20 protein-coding genes and 1 pseudogene are annotated in these 20,393 nt (G+C 40.6%); 6 read left to right on the plus strand and 15 right to left on the minus strand.

Annotated features, from left to right (window positions below):
- Positions 1 to 42: 42 nt before the first annotated feature.
- The 10 genes and pseudogenes from ODU41_RS06795 to ODU41_RS06840 all read right to left on the minus strand — a co-directional run bounded on the left by ODU41_RS06795 (position 43) and on the right by ODU41_RS06840 (position 11,636).
- Positions 43 to 1,212 (minus strand): ABC transporter substrate-binding protein, encoded by a 1,170-nt coding sequence (locus tag ODU41_RS06795; protein ID WP_044678640.1) that lies wholly within the window; start codon positions 1,210 to 1,212, stop codon positions 43 to 45.
- 131 nt (positions 1,213 to 1,343) lie between these two features.
- Positions 1,344 to 1,616 carry a YlbG family protein gene (locus ODU41_RS06800; protein WP_002937299.1) on the minus strand — a complete coding sequence of 91 codons (273 nt, stop codon included), beginning with the start codon at positions 1,614 to 1,616 and terminating at the stop codon, positions 1,344 to 1,346.
- 126 nt (positions 1,617 to 1,742) lie between these two features.
- A pseudogene (locus tag ODU41_RS06805) lies at positions 1,743 to 2,342 on the minus strand (ATP-dependent Clp protease proteolytic subunit); the annotation flags it as partial.
- A 107-nt stretch (positions 2,343 to 2,449) separates the two neighbouring features.
- Positions 2,450 to 3,079, minus strand: coding sequence for a uracil phosphoribosyltransferase (upp, locus tag ODU41_RS06810; RefSeq protein WP_012027487.1), 630 nt, complete (start codon positions 3,077 to 3,079; stop codon positions 2,450 to 2,452).
- Positions 3,080 to 3,158: 79 nt separating this feature from the next.
- Complete coding sequence (locus ODU41_RS06815) at positions 3,159 to 4,775, minus strand: alpha-glucosidase (protein WP_398578811.1); 1,617 nt, start codon at positions 4,773 to 4,775, stop codon at positions 3,159 to 3,161.
- A 72-nt stretch (positions 4,776 to 4,847) separates the two neighbouring features.
- A complete protein-coding gene (gene gtfA / locus ODU41_RS06820) occupies positions 4,848 to 6,296 on the minus strand; it encodes a sucrose phosphorylase (RefSeq protein WP_044673887.1) in 1,449 nt (482 codons plus the stop codon).
- A gap of 69 nt (positions 6,297 to 6,365) precedes the next feature.
- Entirely contained in the window at positions 6,366 to 7,196 is an 831-nt protein-coding gene (locus ODU41_RS06825) for a carbohydrate ABC transporter permease (protein ID WP_002937312.1), read from the minus strand.
- A 10-nt stretch (positions 7,197 to 7,206) separates the two neighbouring features.
- Complete coding sequence (locus ODU41_RS06830; protein WP_013730463.1) at positions 7,207 to 8,079, minus strand: carbohydrate ABC transporter permease; 873 nt, start codon at positions 8,077 to 8,079, stop codon at positions 7,207 to 7,209.
- A 134-nt stretch (positions 8,080 to 8,213) separates the two neighbouring features.
- Positions 8,214 to 9,449 (minus strand): extracellular solute-binding protein, encoded by a 1,236-nt coding sequence (locus ODU41_RS06835; protein ID WP_398578812.1) that lies wholly within the window; start codon positions 9,447 to 9,449, stop codon positions 8,214 to 8,216.
- 12 nt (positions 9,450 to 9,461) lie between these two features.
- Positions 9,462 to 11,636 (minus strand): alpha-galactosidase, encoded by a 2,175-nt coding sequence (locus tag ODU41_RS06840; protein ID WP_398578813.1) that lies wholly within the window; start codon positions 11,634 to 11,636, stop codon positions 9,462 to 9,464.
- 104 nt (positions 11,637 to 11,740) lie between these two features.
- Between ODU41_RS06840 and ODU41_RS06845 the strand changes: the two genes are divergently transcribed.
- The gene (locus tag ODU41_RS06845; protein ID WP_015647146.1) at positions 11,741 to 12,580 is read left to right on the plus strand and encodes an AraC family transcriptional regulator; all 840 of its coding nucleotides are present in this window, start codon (positions 11,741 to 11,743) and stop codon (positions 12,578 to 12,580) included.
- Between the two features lie 31 nt (positions 12,581 to 12,611).
- Here the strand turns inward: ODU41_RS06845 and ODU41_RS06850 are convergent, their stop codons facing one another.
- Entirely contained in the window at positions 12,612 to 13,772 is a 1,161-nt protein-coding gene (locus tag ODU41_RS06850; RefSeq protein ID WP_398578814.1) for a MalY/PatB family protein, read from the minus strand.
- Positions 13,773 to 13,775: 3 nt separating this feature from the next.
- Positions 13,776 to 14,867: a cystathionine gamma-synthase gene (locus ODU41_RS06855; protein WP_398578815.1), complete on the minus strand. Its 1,092-nt coding sequence runs from the start codon at positions 14,865 to 14,867 to the stop codon at positions 13,776 to 13,778.
- Positions 14,868 to 15,067: 200 nt separating this feature from the next.
- On the opposite strand from ODU41_RS06855, the gene ODU41_RS06860 reads away from it, so the two are divergent.
- The 5 genes from ODU41_RS06860 to ODU41_RS06880 all read left to right on the plus strand — a co-directional run bounded on the left by ODU41_RS06860 (position 15,068) and on the right by ODU41_RS06880 (position 17,329).
- Complete coding sequence (locus tag ODU41_RS06860) at positions 15,068 to 15,334, plus strand: hypothetical protein (RefSeq protein WP_024390238.1); 267 nt, start codon at positions 15,068 to 15,070, stop codon at positions 15,332 to 15,334.
- Positions 15,335 to 15,347: 13 nt separating this feature from the next.
- Positions 15,348 to 15,602, plus strand: coding sequence for a hypothetical protein (locus ODU41_RS06865; RefSeq protein WP_105123629.1), 255 nt, complete (start codon positions 15,348 to 15,350; stop codon positions 15,600 to 15,602).
- Positions 15,603 to 15,611: 9 nt separating this feature from the next.
- Positions 15,612 to 15,863, plus strand: coding sequence for a hypothetical protein (locus ODU41_RS06870; protein ID WP_105123630.1), 252 nt, complete (start codon positions 15,612 to 15,614; stop codon positions 15,861 to 15,863).
- Between the two features lie 454 nt (positions 15,864 to 16,317).
- The gene (locus ODU41_RS06875) at positions 16,318 to 17,067 is read left to right on the plus strand and encodes a tRNA1(Val) (adenine(37)-N6)-methyltransferase (RefSeq protein ID WP_105123631.1); all 750 of its coding nucleotides are present in this window, start codon (positions 16,318 to 16,320) and stop codon (positions 17,065 to 17,067) included.
- The gene (locus ODU41_RS06880) at positions 17,057 to 17,329 is read left to right on the plus strand and encodes a GIY-YIG nuclease family protein (RefSeq protein ID WP_024384890.1); all 273 of its coding nucleotides are present in this window, start codon (positions 17,057 to 17,059) and stop codon (positions 17,327 to 17,329) included. Before ODU41_RS06875 ends, ODU41_RS06880 begins: the two co-directional genes overlap by 11 nt.
- Before the next feature lie 18 nt (positions 17,330 to 17,347).
- On the opposite strand, the gene ODU41_RS06885 is transcribed toward ODU41_RS06880, so the two are convergent.
- From ODU41_RS06885 to ODU41_RS06895, 3 genes are all read right to left on the minus strand, one after another.
- Positions 17,348 to 17,959: an FMN-dependent NADH-azoreductase gene (locus ODU41_RS06885; RefSeq protein WP_105123632.1), complete on the minus strand. Its 612-nt coding sequence runs from the start codon at positions 17,957 to 17,959 to the stop codon at positions 17,348 to 17,350.
- Positions 17,960 to 18,080: 121 nt separating this feature from the next.
- Entirely contained in the window at positions 18,081 to 18,488 is a 408-nt protein-coding gene (locus ODU41_RS06890) for a GNAT family N-acetyltransferase (RefSeq protein WP_105123633.1), read from the minus strand.
- Between the two features lie 130 nt (positions 18,489 to 18,618).
- Positions 18,619 to 20,199 carry a DEAD/DEAH box helicase gene (locus ODU41_RS06895; RefSeq protein ID WP_044675413.1) on the minus strand — a complete coding sequence of 527 codons (1,581 nt, stop codon included), beginning with the start codon at positions 20,197 to 20,199 and terminating at the stop codon, positions 18,619 to 18,621.
- Positions 20,200 to 20,393 lie beyond the last annotated feature (194 nt).

Raw genomic sequence — 20,393 nt, forward strand, 5'->3', positions numbered from 1 at the left:
CTGGCAAGTGAAAAAGAGGGAATTCCCTCTTTTCATAAACTATTAGTCAATAGAGATAGTATCTACAGATGATTCTTCTCCGTTTGTTAAACCAACAACATAAACTGATTTAACGACATTGTGCTCTTTGTCAACAGACATTGTACCAGTCACACCTTCAAAGTCTTTCAGAGCTGCAAGGTTATCTTTCACAGCTGCTGAATCAGCTGCACCTTTTGCTGCTTCTGCTGCCATGTAAACTGAGTCGTAAGCTAGAGCTGAGAACATTGATGGCTCTTCATTGTATTCTTTCACATAGGCATCATAGAATGCTTTTGCTTTTTCACTTGCTGATGTTACAAATGCAGAAAGGTAGTAAACATTTGATGCTGCTGATGCAGTTGCCAATTCAGTAAATTGTGGTGAGTCAAAACCATCTGAACCAAGAATTGGCTTGTCAATACCCAAACCGCGTGCTTGCTTCACAATTGTACCTGTTTCATTGTAGTAACCAGGCATGATGATAGCATCAAATTCCTTATCTTTCAATTTTGTCAAAGCAGCTTGGAAATCTTTATCGCCAGAAGCAAATGTGATTTCTGAAACGATTTCTCCTGTGTATGCTTTCTTGAACGCCTCTGCTACACCCTTACCATAATCAGAAGAGTTGTCAAAGTAAAGAACAACTTTCTTAGCTGACAAGTTCTCAGTAGCATATTTAGCCATAATTTGACCTTGATACCCATCTGTAAAGGTTGTACGGAAGAAGTATTCTTGGACTTCACCTTTATCGTTCACAACTAGGTTTGTTTGAGTTCCTGAAGGAGTAATCATAGGAACACCAGCAGATGTCAATGCTGGAATAGAGGCTGCTGAAGCTCCTGATGTAGCTGGGCCAATCACAACGTTTGCCCCTTCACTTGCCAAGCTTGTTGCAACAGTAGCTGCCTCTGCTGTTTCAGACTTGTTGTCTTTTGTGATCACTTCGATTTTTTTGCCGTCAATACCACCCGCAGCATTGATTTCTTTCACGGCAAGGTTGGCACCTTTTTCCTCTGTTTGACCATAAGATGAAACAGCACCTGACAACTCCAAGTTGTAGCCGATTTTAAATGTATCACCTACAGAAGAACCTGCGGCTGAAGTATTGGTTGTCGAAACATTACCACATGCAGCGAGTAGAGCTGCAGAGGCAAATGTAGCAAGCGCTACTGCAAATTTTCTTGTTTTCATGAAAACTCCTTAAATCTTTCTTAAATTTTACGATGTATCTAATATACTGAATTATCTGAAAATTGTCAACAAAAAAAGAAAAAATTTTTAAAATAAAAAATTAGCAGGAGATACATACCTGCTAATTCCGACTATCCTACGACTGATGGTTCTTCATCTCTCCATAGATTACCTACAAAGTTTTGGTCTAATTCCTTAATGTATGAAGGAACCACTTTTTTTACAAAACGTTCCTTTTTCAATTTTAATATGGTAGCTTCTACTAGTTCTTGATCCATATACACCAAAACATATCGCAAGCGTTTGGAATGGTAAACAATATCTCCATATTGGCTGAGTTTACGTGCATCACGATTGTAGTGTAAATAGACAGTTAAGCAAGTGCGATTTTTCTTCTCAAACATGTCTTCTCCTCTAAAAATTCTCTTTCTATATTATACCGTTTTCAATGATAAATGAAAAGCTCCAACTACCTGTAAAAGAGTTGGAGCTAATAGGAATAGTCAGTACTATTACATATTTGTCACTGCTTATTTGACTTTTGTATTGTCCATAATCTGGTCAATAAATCCGTAAGCCAAGGTTTCTTCAGCTGACATCCAGTAATCACGTTCTGCATCCTTGTGGATTTGTTTCACTGTTTTTCCTGAATTGTCAGCCAAGATTTTTTCTAATTTGTTACGGGTTTTAAGCAAGTGTTCCGCTGCAATGGCCATATCCGTTTGCTGTGTACCGCCACCTGTTCCACCCATTGGCTGGTGAATCATGTACTCTGCATTTGGCAACATGAAACGTTTGCCCTTGGCACCGCTTGATGCAATGATGGTTCCCATGCTCGCAGCTGTTCCCATAACGATGGTTTGAACATCAGCTTTAATGAAATTCATCGTGTCTACAATGGCAAGACCTGCTGACACCGATCCTCCTGGCGTATTAACATAGAGGTAAATATCCTTTGTAGGGTCTTGGGCATCAAGGAAAAGCAATTGTGCAATGATAGAGTTTGCCATGTTGTCCTCAACTGGTCCTGTCAACATGATAATGCGGTCTTTCAAAAGGCGTGAGTAAATATCATAAGAACGCTCACCACGGCTAGTTTGTTCAATAACTACTGGAATCATAAAATTACTCCTTTTCGAGGTTTTCTGTACCCATTATATATGAATAGTCAAAATTGGTCAAATAAAAAACACGATTTCAGGAAATGAAAAAGAAACCAGCAGAGCTGATTTCTTAATTATTTTGTACCGAACAAGCGGTCACCTGCATCTCCCAAACCTGGTACGATGTAGCCTTTTTCATTGAGTTTTTCATCCAAAGCTGCTGTGTAAATATCAATGTCTGGATGTGCATCTTGAAGAGCTTTTACACCTTCTGGAGCTGAAACAAGAGCAACAAATTTGATATTTGAAGCACCACGTTTTTTCAATGAATCAACTGCAAGAATAGCTGATCCACCTGTAGCAAGCATTGGGTCAACTACAAAAATATGACGTTGATCAATGTCTTCTGGTAATTTCACAAGATACTCAACGGGTTGAAGGGTTTCTTCATCGCGGTACATACCGATGTGACCAACTTTAGCTGCTGGTACCAAGCTTAGCAAACCATCAACCATACCAACACCTGCACGAAGAATTGGTACGATAGCTAATTTTTTACCTGCAATTTGTTTCTGAACTGTTTTAGTGATTGGCGTTTCAATCTCCACATCTTCAAGTGGCAAGTCACGCAAAACTTCGTAACCCATCAGCATCGCGATTTCATTAACCAACTCACGAAAATCCTTTGTTGAAGTAGATGTACGACGAAGGATAGACAACTTATGCTGAATGAGTGGGTGTGAAATGACTTGGAATTTCCCCATGATGATAAAACCTCTCTTTTTTGTTTTTTCTATTTTACCAAAAAAATTGAAAAAATGCTTGAGAATATGGCAAATTTATTTATTTTTTGAAAACGATAGCTTCAAAAGGTCTCAACATCCCTTTATTAATCGCCTCTTCGTTTTCATAATTGTTCATGAAAATAGAATATTCTTCCACGGCTATAGTATAAGCCTGCTCCTGGCTTGAAAAGTTTACTAATATGATGAATTCATCCTGTTCATCATATTTACGGTAGGCCATTACCGAGCTATTTCCTGTCTCCATCACTTCATATTTTCCTTCAGACATACAAGGATACTCTTTCCGAAGAGCAATTAATTTCTGATAGGTATAGAAAAGCGATTGTTTGTCTGCAAGTGCTTTCTCAACGTTGATGTCTTTAACAGTATCTCCCAAAGCCAGCCAGGCTTGACCTGTACTGAATCCTGCTCCTTCTGCTCCTGTCCATTGCATTGGACGGCGAGCATTATCTCGACCTTTGGCATTTACAGAAGTAATCAATTCCTCCTTGGTGAAGCCATTTTCAATCCGTTCCGCATACATGCGACGTGTTTCAATATCATCCGCTTGGCTAATATCAGTAATTGGTGTGTTAATCATACCAATTTCCTCACCTTGGTAGATATAAGGTGTCCCTGACATAAAATGAAGATAAATAGCTAACATTTTACCACTTAGTTCACGAAATGCAGGTCTATCATCACCGAAGCGAGAAATGGCACGAGGTAAATCGTGGTTATTCCAGAAAAGCGAGTTCCAGCCTTTACCAACTAGTTCAGTCTGCCATTTGGAGAGAACCTTATGCAAACGAGCTGGATCAAGCGGTGCCAAATCCCACTTTTCTTTTCCTTCCTGCTGATCAAGTCCGACATGTTCAAATTGGAAAATCATCGAAAATTCTTTTCGATCAGGATGTGAATATAACTGAGCATTTTCTGGATTGGCACTCCAGGTTTCCCCGACAGTCACTAAGTCGTATGCACCAAAGGTTTTCTCATTTAATTCTTGAATAAGAGGATGAAGAGTCGGTCCATCGGCTGTAATTAATTTTTCTGGTTCTTTTCCAATCAAATCAATCACATCTAGCCTGAAACCGCCAACACCTTTTTCAATCCAAAAATTGATCATGTCCCAGATTTCTTGTTTCAGAGCAGGATTTTTCCAGTTCAAGTCCGGTTGCTTAACAGAGAATTGGTGGAGATAGTATTTGTTCAGATGTGGAACGTATTCCCAAGCAGAACCTGAGAAGGTCGAGCGTAATTCATTCGGCTCATCGGCCCAAACATAATAATCATAATAGGGATTATCTGGTCCTTTGAGAGCTTCTTGAAACCAGAAATGTTCATCCGAGGTATGATTGAGCACCAAATCCATGATAATTTTGATATTGCGCTTATGGCCTTCTGCAATCAGCTCTTCCATATCTTCCATGGTCCCAAATTCGGGAGCAATTCCCTGGTAGTCACTGATGTCGTAACCATTGTCATCCATGGGGGACTGATAAACAGGACTGAGCCAAATAGCATCAATTCCTAGCTCGTGAAGATAATCTAATCGGCTGATAATTCCTCGAATATCTCCAATTCCATCTCCATTTGAATCTTGAAAACTACGAGGGTAAATTTGGTAAATGACGGACTTCTTCCACCAATCCGTCTTTTGTATTTCTGACATTTGATTGATCCTTTCTGCACAATCTTATTTAGTCAAGAAAAAGAGGTATCCCCCTCTTTCTATATAATCATATTATAACTCAATTGTGGTAATTTTTCCCTCTTCAATTTCAACAATTTCAAAGGATTTTTCTTTTAGGTTTGCTGTTAGGCGGGCAGATACCCCTGCATCTTGATTATTCCAGAAAATTTCCATACTTGTTTCATCCAACATCTTAACGGAGAACTCCCCGTCGAAAGCTGGACTTGTATTGCGGAATTTAAGGAGTTTGAACAAGGATTGTACAACTGGCCGTTGCACTTCCTGCTCAATTTCTTCCAAATCATAGTAATGGCGATTGATATTGCGGCCTTCCTTGCTTGATTCCAAAAGCTCAATATCATTTTCGCCTGCTAGTAAACCAACGTAGTAAATCTGTGGAATACCTGGTGCAAAACATTGAAGAACACGCGCCAACAGATAAGCTTGATCGTTATTGCCAAGGGCAGAATAATAAGTACAGTTAATCTGATAAATATCCAAATTATTATAGGCTTCTGTACTATAAATTTTCTTCACATTGGCACCTTGTGCATACAAGGCCTCACGCGTTTCCTCTGTCTCCTCATCCGTCAGCAAGTCCTTAACGTCCACAACACCAATTCCATCATGTGTATCAAGAGTTGTAAATTGCTTGCGAGGGCAAATCTCCATCCAGTGAGCCAGGCGATTGACATGACCAGAATACAAAGCGTGGAGAACCAGCATTGGCAAGGCAAAATCATAAACATAATAATCTTGCTCGGCAATTTTCTGCTGAATGGTGTAGTGTTCATGAATTTCTGGTAAGATTTCCACATCTTTTGGCGCCAATAACTGACGTGGAAAATGGAGCATTTCCCAAATATCAGGCTCCACAAAGAAACAATTGGTTCCGATTTTTTTATTGGCATAAGCAAAGGCGTCCAAACGAATAATCGAAGCACCATGCTCTGCCAACTGTTCCAAATTTTCTTGGATGAAACGGCGGGTTGTCTCCGTTGTCACATCTAAATCAATCTGCTGTTCATCAAAGGTACACCACACCTTCTCTTCACTACCATCAGCAAATGTTGCAATTCGATATGGAGCACGAGGTTTACGCTTATAGATCAAATCAACATCTTCTTGCGTTGGCTCACCATTTGGCCAAAAGTTTTTATAGCGAATAAACAAATCCGCATAAGCTGATTCATCTTTCTTTTCAAGAAAATCAAGGAAATACGGTGACTTGGCTGAAATATGATTGATCATAAAATCGAACATGAGGTAGTAGTCTTTGCTTAGTGCTTCAATATCTGACCAATCTCCAAATGCAGGGTCCACCTTTGTATAATCCATTGGCGCAAACCCACGGTCACCTGATGATGGGAAAAACGGCAGAATATGGATACCTCCCACAACATCTTTTAATGGACCTTCGAGGACTTTTTTCAAATCTTTAAGATTCTTGCCTAAACTATCCGAATAAGTAATCAACATAGCTTGATTTTTAATTTTCATAGATTTTCTCCTTTGTAAGCCTTTTCTTTTTTCATTGTTAGAAAAGGTTGAACAAGTCAACCTTTAGATTTATTTGACTGAACCACTCGTCATACCTGAAATAATATGTTTTTGGAAGATGAGGTAAACAAGTAAGATTGGAATAATTCCTACAACGTAAGAAGCAAATGATGGGCCATAGTCACTAAAATACATGCCTTGATAGTTGTATTGGAAAAGAGGTAAAGTCCACATGCTTTGATCACGGTTCAATACTAGTAAAGGCAAGAGGAAATCGTTCCAGACCCAGAGGGCATTGATAATCAAAACGGTTGCATGCATAGGTTTCATGAGTGGGAAAATGATTTTCCAGTACATAGTAAATTTATCACAGCCATCAATAGCTGCCGCCTCATCCATTTCTTCAGGAACAATGGTCTTAATATAACCGACATAGAGGAAGAGGGCCTGAGGGACTGCATAGGTCAAATATAGAATAATCAAACCAACAATATTGTTCAAACCAAGGCTTGACATTAATTTGGTCATTGGGAGCATAATCACTTGGAAAGGTACAAAAATCCCAATAATCAAGAAAAAGTAGATAAAGTTAAACACTGTCTGGCGTTTCATTTGACGGGCTACGGCGAAAGCTGCCATTGGAATAACAAGTAGAATCAAGCCAACAGCTACAATCGTAATCAAGGCAGAATTGCCAAAATATTGTACAATCCCGTCATTAAACAAGCGTTCGTAGTTATTTAAGGTGAAATTTTCAGGAAGACCAAAGAAGTTGCTCGTGATTTCCTTTGTTGGTTTGAACGAACTTATAATCGTCACGAGTAGCGGAATAAACATGAAGAGAATACCGCTGAAGAGCACGAGATAAACCCACCAATTTTTCTGTTTTTGAGTATTCATGACAGTCCTCCTAAATTTCAAATTTCTTCGAAATTCTCATCTGAATCAATGAGATGACAATAATGAAGATGAAGAGTACTACAGCCAAAGCATTAGCATAAGAGAATTTATTGTCTACAAAGGCATAGTTGTAAACGAGTAAACCCAAGGATTCTGTTTTGCCATCTGGGCCACCACTTGTCAATGCAAAGATAAGGTCGAATGCTGTCAAACCTGATTTCATAGCCAAGATGAAAACCATACTGATAGATGGTAATAAGAATGGAAGTTCAATGTTGAAGAATTGTTGAGAACGAGTAGCTCCATCAATCGCTGCTGCTTCTTTCACATCTTCTGGAATACTTTGTAAACCAGACAAGAAGATGATGACTGGCATCGCCAGCCCTTGCCAGAGAGCAACAAAGAGTACGGCTGGAATAACAGTATTTTCTTGTACCAATAAGTTTTCCATCAACCAATCGATATGAAGGATTTCTCCAATCTGTGTAAAACCATAGTTGAACAATTGGACAAAAATCAATCCTAAAGTGACTGTGGATAGCACTGCTGGGAAGAAATACCAAGTTCTAAAGAAACCAACAGCTTTAATCTTACGATTGAGGAGACTAGCCAACCAAATCCCTATAACAATTTCTCCGATGACCAAACCAATGGTGAAGATAATGGTAAAAGTCATGGAAGTGTAAAAATCAGGATTTTTTAAAATATCTAAGTAATTCTGAATACCGATTAGTTTGAAATCAGATGTCAATCCATTCCAATCCGTCAAGCTATAATAGATACCTGTAAATAGAGGATAGAAGAAAAAGATTAACTGTAAGCCAATTGGTATGGCAACAAATAGATAGGGCCAATATTTAGCAATAAATCCTTTTTGATTCATCATGGTACTCCTTTTTGATAAAGTTATAGTTGCTTAGTCTCAGTTCAAGGAATCCCATAGGGTTACTAAAACTGACACTAGGCAACTATAAGGAGGCTAGGCTACAACTAGCCCCTGCTTATAGTTTTCCTGGATTATTTTTTCATTGGATCAAAGAATGCGTTCAGTTTTTTCACTAATTCTGCTGAGTTAGGATTTTTAACCATTTCAACAGTGATGTTCCAGAACTCCTCTTCTGATTCCCATTCAGATTGCAACCAAACTACGTGTTTGTCAGTGAAGGCATATTGCGTCACTCCAGCAGTTTCTTCAAACTTACCTTCTGTTTCAACGCCTTCTACAGAAGTTGGCGAACCATCTACATCATAGTATTTCTGGATAACTTCTGGACGAGAGAGGTATTCTAGGAATTTTTTAGACTCTTCTGGGTGCTCTGTATCTGCTGAAATAGATAGAGCAAGGTCAGCTGCACCGATGGTATAGTCGCCACCTTCTTTATCGCCAGGGAATGTAAACATACCATATTCAAATTCTGGTTCTTGTTGGTTTACAGCTGTAGCAGCCCATGTACCTTGTGGAAGCATGAGAGCATCACCTGCTGCAAAGGCTGCCACCGCATCTGCATAGAGCGCGCCTGTTGCCCCTTTTTGTCCATTGTCTTTCAACAATTGCAAGCGTTCTAACACTGCTTTTGTTGTAGCATCATCTTGAATCGCTCCCTTTGCACTACGAATCAGAATATCTTCTGCACCATCAAATCCACCCGCAACAGTTACCCAAGCTAACTGATGGTAGCCGTTCAATGACCAAGCATCGTTCAATGAAAGAGCAAACGGTGCTGCACTGCCATCAGACTTGATTTTGTCTACCAAAGCCACAAATTCTGCATAGGTAGTTGGAACTTCGAGCCCCAATTCTTTGAACTTATCCTTATTATAGTAAATACCATAAGCATTTGCTGTCAAAGGAAGGGTATAATTTTTTTCGTTAACAAGATATGGTGTTACAGCACCATCTTTCAAATGATTTAATCCTGCATCATCACCAATTTCTAGGAAACGACCATCCGCTGCGTATGCTTTGAAGTCCGCATTTTGTGGATAAATGTTAATCACATCTGGCGCTTCATTGTTGGCCATACGGGTTTTCAGAACAGTTCCTGCATCTGGTACATTTGAAAATTTAACATCAATCGTAGGATTTTCCTTTTCGAAATCATTAATAATTTCCTGAAGGGTAGCTTGCATTTCTGGTTTTTGTGAGAAATATTCTATTTCTACCTTATCGCTACTACTTGCATTCCCACAAGCAACCAAAAAGCTGGCAAAAGCACAAACCGATGCACATTTTAAAAATGTTTTCATTTTCATTATAAAATCCTCCTAGATTTTGTTAAAAATATATTGTACACTAAAATAATCTTTTTGAACATGTGGCATTGTAAGACCAATGTTCATCAGTTCATCCCCATAGAATGTTTCTCCCAATTGAGGGCATTCATACAAGGCATCTGGGTCTAGCCCCTTCAACCGAACATGAAGCAAAGGCGCTTCTGGCTTGGCAAGAATTTTTACAAATGTAAAGACCGTTTGATTCTTATCTTGACTAACATAATTGGCAGCCCAGGTATTGCTCGTCTTTTTCAGACGGTATAGCTGACCGAATTGTATAGTTTCACGAATGGAGTGATAGGTTTCGATTTGCTGACTGATTTCATCCAATTCCTTTTCCGAAAGTTTCGTTAAATCCAGCTCGTAACCAAATGCTCCTCCCATCATAGCCACATTGCCTCGTGTAGCAAGAGGTGTGATCCGACCAACCTGATGGTTTGGAACTGCAGAAACGTGTGCACCAATTGAGGAAGGGGGATAAATCAAACTAGTACCTTCTTGAATAGATAAGCGCTCAATCGCATCTGTATCATCACTTGCCCAAGCTTGTGGCATGTAATACATGATTCCCAAATCATTACGACCTCCACCGCCTGCACAGGATTCGAAAAGAATATCTGGGAACCGCTTGGTAAGGTGGTCTAATACGCGGTAAAGACCTAGCATGTAACGATGGTGGAACTCAAAGCGCTGGTCATTTGCTAAACCTTCAGGGATATTGGTGATATTACGGTTCATATCCCATTTTACATAAGAAATATTGGCTGATTCTAATATGGAAGAGACGCTATCAATGATGTAGTCACAGACTTCCTGCTTGGTCAAATCCAAAACTAATTGTTCTCGGCTGTAGATTGGTAAGCGTCCTTCTGTGCGAATTGCCCAATCAGGATGCTCACGATAAAGATCGCTATCAATAGAAATCATCTCTGGTTCAAACCACAGTCCAAATTTCATGCCAAGCTCATTTATTCGCTCTGCTAAACCATTCAAACCATTTGGCAACTTATCCAAATTGACTTTCCAATCGCCCAATGAACTTTCATCATTGTTTCGTTTACCAAACCAACCATCATCCAGAACAAACAATTCAATACCAGCTCGACTTGCAACCTGAGCTAACTGTAAAATCTTTTCTTCTGTAAATTCAAAATAGGTCGCTTCCCAGTTGTTGATTAAAATGGGTCTTGGTTTGTTTACAAACGATGATCGAATGAGGTGTTTTGTGATAAAGTGATGACTATTTTGTGTCATGCCAGTAAATCCTTTATCAGTATATGATAAGAGAACTTCTGGAGTTTGAAACCGGTCATCCTTATCCAATTGCCATGAGAAATAGTGACTTTCCAATCCTAGTCCCAAACGACTGGTTTCCATGGCTGTCGTTTCGACAAATGCTGTAAAGTTGCCGCTATAGACAAGGTGGGCTGCATAAACATCGCCCTTGTCCTCACTTGCATCGGGTGAAACTAGTGCTAAAAAGGGTGTTCTTGAGTGACTTGAAGCACCTCGAATGCTACCAATCGAATACTGACCTTTTGTCAATGGGGTCTGTGTCCACTCTTTTTCATAAGCATAACGTCCTGCCAAGCTGTGAACAATGAAATCTTGATGTGGAAAATCAAGCGTTGCAGACAAGACCTTCTCTAGTTTGCATGGATATTTGCCAGTTTGAATTGTAGCTGACCGTGCGAGATAGGAAGCTTCTTCAAAAACAGAATACTGAAGTGTTACGGTAATATCTGTCAACTGATCATAAAGATCAATTTCAAGACTCTCTACCTCTTCTTGATTTCCAAAACTTGCTGGTAATCCCCTCAGTTCTTTTTTCCCCTTGTATAATCGATACTCTTTGTATTTTAGGTCAAGAGTGACTCCAAATTCATTCCGAACATCTAATGCTGAGGTTCTAAAATCTCCCAGACCATTGCTGGAATATTCGAGTGGGAGGACATCCAATGAGTATGTCCTATCCCCAGTAATTGGACTCGGAGAAAACGATCGATCTAAATATGTTATTTTGTTTCCATCGCTAAATTTTTCGATTTTTTTCCCAAAATAACGATGAACCAGATCGCCTGTTTCCAACACTTGGATGATATAAGAGAATTCTCTTGTTTTCAGGTGAAAAATCTGTTTTTCATTATAAATCTCAATCACATTCATCTCTCCTATCTCTTCTTTATGGTCTTATTGTACAAAATGAAAACGCTTTATTTAATGGTCTTTTGTATTTAAAACATGTTATAATGTTTCCTAGGAGGATTGAAATGAATATTCTAAATATCTATAATGAATTGGATAGTCATAATTTTGACCTAAATGTAGACCATTACGGTGCCGAACAATGTGACAAGGGCTATTCCTTCGGTCCTACTATCCGTGATAATTTTGTCCTGCATTTTATTACAAAAGGAAGAGGAAAAATTCTTGTTGACGGAAAAACAAGCTACCTTGCTGCAGGCGATTTGTTTATTCTTCCAAAGGATGTTTCCATTTTTTACCAAGCTGATGAAAATGAACCTTGGACTTATATTTGGGTTGGTTTTAGTGGTTCACGAGCAAAAGACCTACTTAATCAAAGTCAACTGCTAGAAAACTACTACCTCCACTCCAATCTAGAGTCACCAATTCTAGGCTACATGCATCAGATTAACCATGTTCAGATGCATCCCATCCCCTCTATCACAGAATTGGTCTTAATTGGCTACCTCAACCAACTCTTAGCAGCACTCATAGAGGAATTTCCCAGTGAAACATTAATTAAGCCTGAAACACAAACCAAGCACTATGTTCAGCAAGCCATCAAGATGATCCATAACCACTATGCCCATCCAATTAAAGTTTCTGAAATAGCAGATTTTCTAGCTTTAAGCCGAAGCTATCTCTATAAAATTTTTAAGCAGGAAACTGGCTATTCTATCAAAGATTATATTTTACAAGTAAAAATGAATCGTTCTTGCCAACTATTAGAAGATGCTTCTCGGAGTATCACTGAAATCGCCTATTCTGTCGGATACCAAGACCCTCTCACCTTCAGCGCGGCCTTCAAAAATTATTTCCATATGAGCCCGACAGAATTTAGAAAAACACAAAAAAATAAGGATTAGGTGATTTTACTCACACCTAGTCCTTATTTCTTTATCCAAAAACCTTACCAAGTCGCTGACAGGCTTCTTCAATCATGTTGAATGGTGCTGCTACATTCAGACGTGCATGATACTTACCTTCCTTACCAAAGGTCAAACCATCATTCAAAATCAACTTCGCTTTACAATGAAGAATATCAAAGAGCTCCGCATGCTCTAATTCATAGGCAGAAAAATCAAGCCAGATAAGGTAGGTTCCCTGGGGCTTCATGACCTTGATCCTTGTATGGGTTGCCAAATACTCCTCAACAAAGTCTATATTTCTCTCCAAAATAACCTTCAACTCCTTCAACCACTCATCTCCATAAGTGAAAGCAGCTTCTGTGGTTAACAAGCCAATCGTTGGAATCTCGTGCTGATTATTTATCAATTGACGCTTAGCGAAAGTCTTGCGAATGCTTGGATTTTCAATGATTGCAAAGCTATTTTTTGTACCAGCGATATTGAAGGTCTTGGTCGCAGATGATAAGATGATTGAAAACTCTTTAAAACTTTCATCCACTGTGTTAAAGGAATAATGCTTGTAACCATACAAGGTCAAATCTTGATGTATTTCATCTGAGACAAGGATAACACCATGTTTCTGACAAAGACGTCCAATAGCCAACACTTCCTCTCTTGTCCAAACTCTACCACCTGGGTTGTGGGGATTACAGAAAATATAGAGTTTCACTTGATTCTCTACAATGTCCTTTTCAAGCTGGTCAAAATCAATTCTAAAAACGCCATCCACATCTACAAGTGAATTGGTAACAAGCTGACGATTGTTTAATTTGACAGTCCGCGCAAAGGGGGGATAGACAGGTGTATTAATTAGGATTGCATCCCCTTCTTCTGTCAAAGATTGAATAGCAACAGATAAGGCAGGAACAACTCCTTCAATGAGTAGGATGGACTCTCTTTCAATCTTATAGCCATGCTGTCTATCTTCCCAGTCAATAATAGACTGATAGAGGCTGTCACTAGCATAAGGATAACCAAAAACATGATGATCTGCGTAGTCACGGATTACTTGGCGAATTTCTGGTAGAGGCTCAAAGTCCATATCTGCTATCCACAAGGGTAAGAGTTCTTTATCCGTCTCTACTTTTCTCCATTTTTCCGCATGCTGGGATAGACGATTCGGACTATCTATAAAATTATACTGTGTCATATCTTATCCCTCCAAGGCTGTCTTTAAATCTGCAATCAAGTCTTCCGCATCCTCAATACCAATTGACAAACGAAGAAGATCATCTGTCAAACCGTAAGAATGACGGGTTTCAGCTGGAATGTCTGCGTGGGTCTGAGTGGCTGGATAGGTAATCAGACTCTCTACTCCACCCAGACTTTCAGCAAAGGTAAAGACTTTCAGGGTGTTGAGAATATGGGGAATCCGACTTTCATCTACCACCTTAACCGAAATCATCCCACCTTTTCCTGGGTAGTAAACTTGCTTGACTGCTGGACTCTTCTCCAAATAGGCAACAATTTTCTGAGCATTTTGTGTCACCCGCTCCATTCGAAGCGAGAGGGTTTTGAGTCCACGCATGAGTAAGTAAGAATCCAGTGGAGATAGGGTTGGACCCGATGTATTTTGGTCATAAAAGAGCTTATCATATAGGGCTTGATCATTGGTCATCAAAGCGCCAGCTAGTACATCATTATGCCCTGACAGATACTTGGTCGCTGAGTGTAAGACAACGTCCGCTCCTAGAACAAGTGGATTTTGGTAGATAGGGCTGTAAAAAGTGTTATCGACAATCACCTTAGCACCTTTGGCATGGGCGATAGCCGAAACCTTAGCGATGTCAAACTCCACCATGAGTGGGTTAGTCGGTGTCTCCAGATAAACATAGTCTGTCTCTTCGGTGATGGCTGCAATCAGCTCCTCCTCGGTGTTTGCATAGGTAAATTGAAATCTACCGATACTCTCTTGCTCATTGAACCAGCGGAAGGAACCACCGTACAAATCACGCGCCGCTACCACTTGACTCCCTACAGGAAAACCATTAAAAAGTAAGACCAGAGCAGCCATTCCCGAGCTCGTTGCTAGGGCATAGTCGGCCTTTTCAATAGCTGCCAAAGTCGTCTCTAGACTGGCACGTGTCGGATTTTTTGTTCTCGTGTAGTCATAACCTGTCGATTGACCAAACTCAGGGTGTTGATAGGTCGTCGAAAGGTGGATAGGGGAAATCAAGGCACCTGTTCTCTCATCGCTATTGATGCCCGTATGCGCTAAAATCGTATCAATCTTATAATCTGTCATAACATCTACTCCAATCTAACTTACAATATAGTCTAGCATGAAATAGGAGATTTGGTGTGAAAAATATCCAAAAATACTTATAGAAAAATAGCAAGCTTTGTTATAGTTTATATTTATAACTAGACAAGGCTGGACTTACCTATAAATACTTTTAAACCTATAATTTATTTGATATAATAAAAGAAAGAGAGGTGATTATCATGAAATTCCAGTTTAACAAGCATTTCTATCGGTATAGTGCCTTCTATTCTATGATTTTTTGGACTTGTTTTTTTCTGTCAGACATTTTGCTAGACCCTTCCCAAACTCCTGCATGGTATAGCCTACTAGCCTGTCTGATTATTTTTATCAATGCCATTCGGGTATTCTTCTTCAAAGAAGAAAAGGAGCTCACTCGCATAGGTTATATCTTCTATATCGGATTGATTGTGGTGATTATCTATCTGAAATTCATTTTGGGTAAATAGAATGGAGTCTACTATGTCTAGGAAATTCAATAAAGTATTCTATCGGACCTGGGAATTTTACTTGTCTCTTGCCTGTATCCTACAAGTGATTTATGCTGCTGTAAATGGACCGTTTTGGTTTATCCATTTTCTCAAGCTTGGACTCGGGCTTTATGCTGGTTACCTAGCTTTCTTTAAGTCACGTAGCTGGATTAAAAAAACATGGCAAATTTATCTGACGATTGGATTGATTGCTAGTTGGATAATCGTTTCCTTCTTTGTACTGTGAGGATTTTCAATGTTTAAGGAATTTAATAAAGAATATTATCGGAGTTTGAATTTTTATCTGATGATCATGTTGTTTCTAGGAAGTATCGGGGAATGGCTAAATAAGGGACCTAGCCTCTGGCTTGGGCTCTTGCTTTTTGCTTTCGTCGGTACAGCCCGTAGTGCCTTTTGGTCTAAAGAATGGATGTTGAGGGCAAATTGGCAAATCTATCTCTGCATCGCCTTCTTGCTTGTTGGAGCTTGGGTAGAATTTTTTGTTTAAGAGTTGGGAGTGGGAAAGAACTCGACTAAGTCAAAAAGAGTTCGTCAACAAGTCCTTATTTCCAGTTGTTGAGCTGAAACAGTCTATTCCCAGACTGTTTCACTCCCACCCCCGCATAGCTCCAACAGTCAGAGTAGTGACTGTTGGAGGTTGGAGATAGAGCGAACAAGGTTCGTTACAAAAAGGTTCAGTGAACCTTTTGAGGTTGGAAATAGAGCGAACTTTGTTCGCAACAGTCGTAATGGTCAGATTTGGAGTGTAAAACACGAATTGCTGAGATTTGCTTCGCAAATCCTATCTCCAACCTTTAACAGTCCACTGGACTGTTAAACCCAATCAACCACTGCGCTGAGATGTTGACACGAACACTGAGAAGTGGGCCAGGGCTTTTTGCCCAGCCTTTTTTCATTCAAAATATACAGTGATTTTCATTCAAAGATGGTATAATATACCTATGCAAAAAATTGATTTACTAGACGGAGAGCGGATCGACCAGCTCTTCTCGACAGATGTTCAGATTATTCAAAACCAAGAGGTTTTTAGCTACTCGATTGACAGCGTCCTCCTTTCGCGGTTTCCAAAAATGCCTGCTCAGAAGGGGATGATTGTTGACCTTTGTAGTGGAAATGGGGCGGTGGGTCTCTTCGCCTCAACACGCACCAAGGCCCAAATTATTCAGGTTGAGTTGCAGGAACGCTTGGCGGATATGAACCGCCGCTCCATTGCCCTCAATGGTTTGGAGGAACAACTTTCGGTTGTCAATGACGACTTGGCAAATCTACCCCAATATGACCTACGGTCCAAGGTTGATTTGATGCTCTGCAATCCTCCCTACTTCAAGGTGGATAAAGAGTCAAACCTCAATGAAAGCGAGCATTATCTCCTAGCCAGACATGAGATTGCAACCAACCTAGATAGTATTTGTCAGGTGGCTCAACAGGTACTCAAGTCCAATGGTCGCTTGGCCATGGTCCACAGACCCGACCGATTTTTAGATATTTTGGACAGGCTGAAAAACTACAAGCTAGCTCCCAAACGCATCCAGTTTGTCTATCCCAAGGCCAGCAAGGAGGCCAATATGTTGCTGATTGAGGCTATCAAGGACGGCTCGGTGGACGGTCTGCACATCCTGCCACCTCTGGTTGTCCATGAGGAAAACGGCGACTATACTCCTGCCATTCGTGAGATTTATTATGGAAAATAAGGCCTACTTTTATGTCTTGGAATGTGCCGACGGGAGTCTTTATACTGGTTATACGACTGATGTGGAGAAACGGCTTGCTACCCATAATCGTGGAAAAGGGGCCAAGTACACCCGCGGACGCTTGCCTGTCAGCTTGCTCTATCAAGAAGCCTTTGCTAGTAAGCAGGAAGCCATGTCTGCCGAGGCACTCTTTAAGAAACGCAGTCGGCAGAACAAGTTAGACTATATCGCAGAAATGCAAAAAAAGCCATGCTCCAAATGAAGCGTGGCTATTTTTTTATTAGAAATGTAGTAAAATTGTATCAATTTTCCCCATAGCTTCTTCAAATATCGCTTGAGCCTGGCTTGGATCAGCTGATTGTCCTTCGATAAAGACCTGATGGATGTCTTCAAAGCCAAGAAATTCAAAGATAGACTTGATATACTGGGCAGCTGGATCTTGACCTGCATAAACACCACCATTGGACTGGATGTGCAACAATTTTTTGCCCTTGACCAGACCGATAGAGCCCTCAGGTCCATACTTGAATGTCAGTCCTGCAACGTTAATGGTATTAATCCATGACACTAATTGACTTGGCACATTGAGATTCCAAAGGGGATTGACCACGACAATCTTATCTGCTGCAAGAAATTGTTGGGTCAAGGCATTGTAGCGGTCCAACTGCTCTGCTTGTTCAGGGCTGATAGCTTCGCCTTTTTTAGCTGCTCCCATAGCCTCTAACAAAGGCTTATCCAAAGCTGGAATCTGGTCTTCAAATACATCAACTATTTCTATCTTATCTTCTGGGTACAAACTGGCGTACCGAGTTTGAAACTCTTCCAAAGCCCGCAAGGCGTAGGACTTTTGTGCGTTGAGGGGGTGAGCCTTTACAATTAATACAGTTGCCATTGTTCATCTCCTTTGTTACTAATTATTGATAAATATATTCTACTCTTTTTGATTTGAAATTCAAATCATTTGCTCGAAGCAAAAGGCTGGTCTCCCAGCCTCTCCATTTCTAAATTGTTCCTTATTTTAAATAGGTGTAAGCGACACAGTCCAGGCTATCAACGGCTGTAAAGCCAATTGCCTCATAGAAAGACCGTGTTTTCTCAGTATTGTCCGTCAAGAGATGAAGCTGATAAATACCCGGAAAGTGGGTAACGGCCTGCTCCAAAAGATGACGCCCAATCCCTTGTCGCTGATAGGTTGGTAGGACCAAGATGTCCTGAATAAAAACGATTGAATACCCGTCACCAACTGCTCGCAAGAGACCCACTAGACGGTCACCGTCAACGGCAGCAAGAACGAGCAGACTATGTTCAAAAGCCTTCTGTAACATGGTAGGCCGGTCAGTATAATTTGTCCAACCAACTGAATCATAGATTTCAAGGACTGCTTGAAAGTCGAGTTGAGGATTTTGTTTGTAAGTAATCATGATCTTCTCCTTTGTATTATTTTTTAGAATACAAAGGCTCTATCCATTGTCAAAACGCCCATGGTCACCCCTCCTGTTTTACTACATTTAGTATAACAAAAACTGCTCCAATTATGAAGCAGTTTTGAGCTTATCTCTCACCCTTATTGCGGATAACAAAGCCTGTTTTCTTTTCACTTGATGTGCGTTGGTGTGGTTTTTTGTTGTCCTGACGGCGGTTGTCGCGTTTAAACTTGTCATCGCGACGGTTGCGGTCGTTACGATCACCACGGCGTCCTCCGCGGTCTCGGTTGCGGTCTCCATCACGACGACCACCGCGATCACGGTCGCGACCACCACGTCCACCCTTGCCCTTGGCTTGACCAGGTGCAAACTTGAATGGCAATGGTTTTTCACGTGCGATTTCCACTTCTGGCAAGCTATCTGGATCTTGTACGGTCAGACTGAGTACGTAGAGTGCAAGCTCTTCTGGTGTAAATTCAGCTGCCAATTTGACTGCGTCTTTTTTAAATTTATCAAAGTTTCCACGAATGGTATCGTCTGCAAAGTCACGTTCAATCTTCTTCAAAGCAACTTTTTTCTTGGCTTCAAAGGCCTCTTCAGCTGTCGCTGGCTTGAGCCCTTTCATGCGTTTCTTGGTCAAATCTTCGATGATGGCTAAGTAACCCATCTCATTTGGCGACACAAAGGTAATAGACTGACCAGACTGGCCAGCACGACCTGTACGACCGATACGGTGAACATAACTTTCTGGATCCTGTGGAATATCGTAGTTATAGACATGCGTTACACCTGAAATATCCAAACCACGGGCCGCAACGTCCGTCGCAACAAGGACATCAATCTGGTCGTTTTTAAAATCACGGATGACACGGAGGCGCTTGTTCTGGTCCAAATCTCCGTGGATACCCTCTGCACGGAAGCCACGCAGTTTCAAACCACGAGTCAATTCATCAACACGGCGCTTAGTACGACCGAAGACGATAGACAATTCTGGCTGGTCAACGTCCATGAGGCGTGTCATGGTGTCAAATTTTTCATGTTCTTTGACACGGATATAGTATTGGTCCACGTTGACGTTGGTCAATTCCTTGGCCGCAATCTTAACGTGTTCAGGCTCTTTCATGAACTTGACACCAATACGCTTGATTGGCTCTGGCATAGTCGCAGAAAATAGTAGAGTCTGACGACTTTCTGGCACACGTTCGATGATTGCTTCAATATCGTCCAAGAAGCCCATATTGAGCATCTCATCAGCCTCATCAAGAATAAGGGTTTCAACGCCGTCAAGCTTGAGAGCTTTACGTTTGATCAAGTCCAAGAGACGACCAGGTGTACCAACAACAATGTGGGCACCAGAGCGAAGGGCCTTGATTTGTTTTTCAATGCTAGAACCACCGTAAACCGAGCGAACTTTTACACCCTTTTCACGACCAAATTTGAAAAGCTCTTCCTGACTCTGCACCGCCAACTCACGCGTTGGAGCAATAATCAAGGCTTGAATTGCTTGATTGTTTGTATTAATCTTGTTGAGAGTTGGCAAACCAAAGGCTGCAGTTTTCCCTGTCCCCGTCTGCGCTTGACCAATCACATCTTTTCCTTCCAGAGCAAGCGGAATGGTCTGCTCCTGGATTGGTGACGGCGTTTCAAAACCAGCCTTCTCAACGGCAAGCAAAATATCTTCTGATAATTGTAAATCTGTAAATTTCAATGTATTCTCTTTTCTAAAAGGCAGTGCGAAGCTACCTTATCTAACTTTTTTGTAACAAGATATCAGGGTCGAACCACTGATATTGGATTTGCAACTTACCAAGTATAACACAATCTAACAATAATAGTTAATATTTACCTTTAAAAAGTCAATAATACGTTTTCATGAGGAGTCCATCATTTTATAGACATTTG

Source organism: Streptococcus sp. 2022WUSS083, from assembly GCF_044427155.1.
Taxonomy (GTDB): Bacteria; Bacillota; Bacilli; order Lactobacillales; family Streptococcaceae; genus Streptococcus; species Streptococcus hashimotonensis.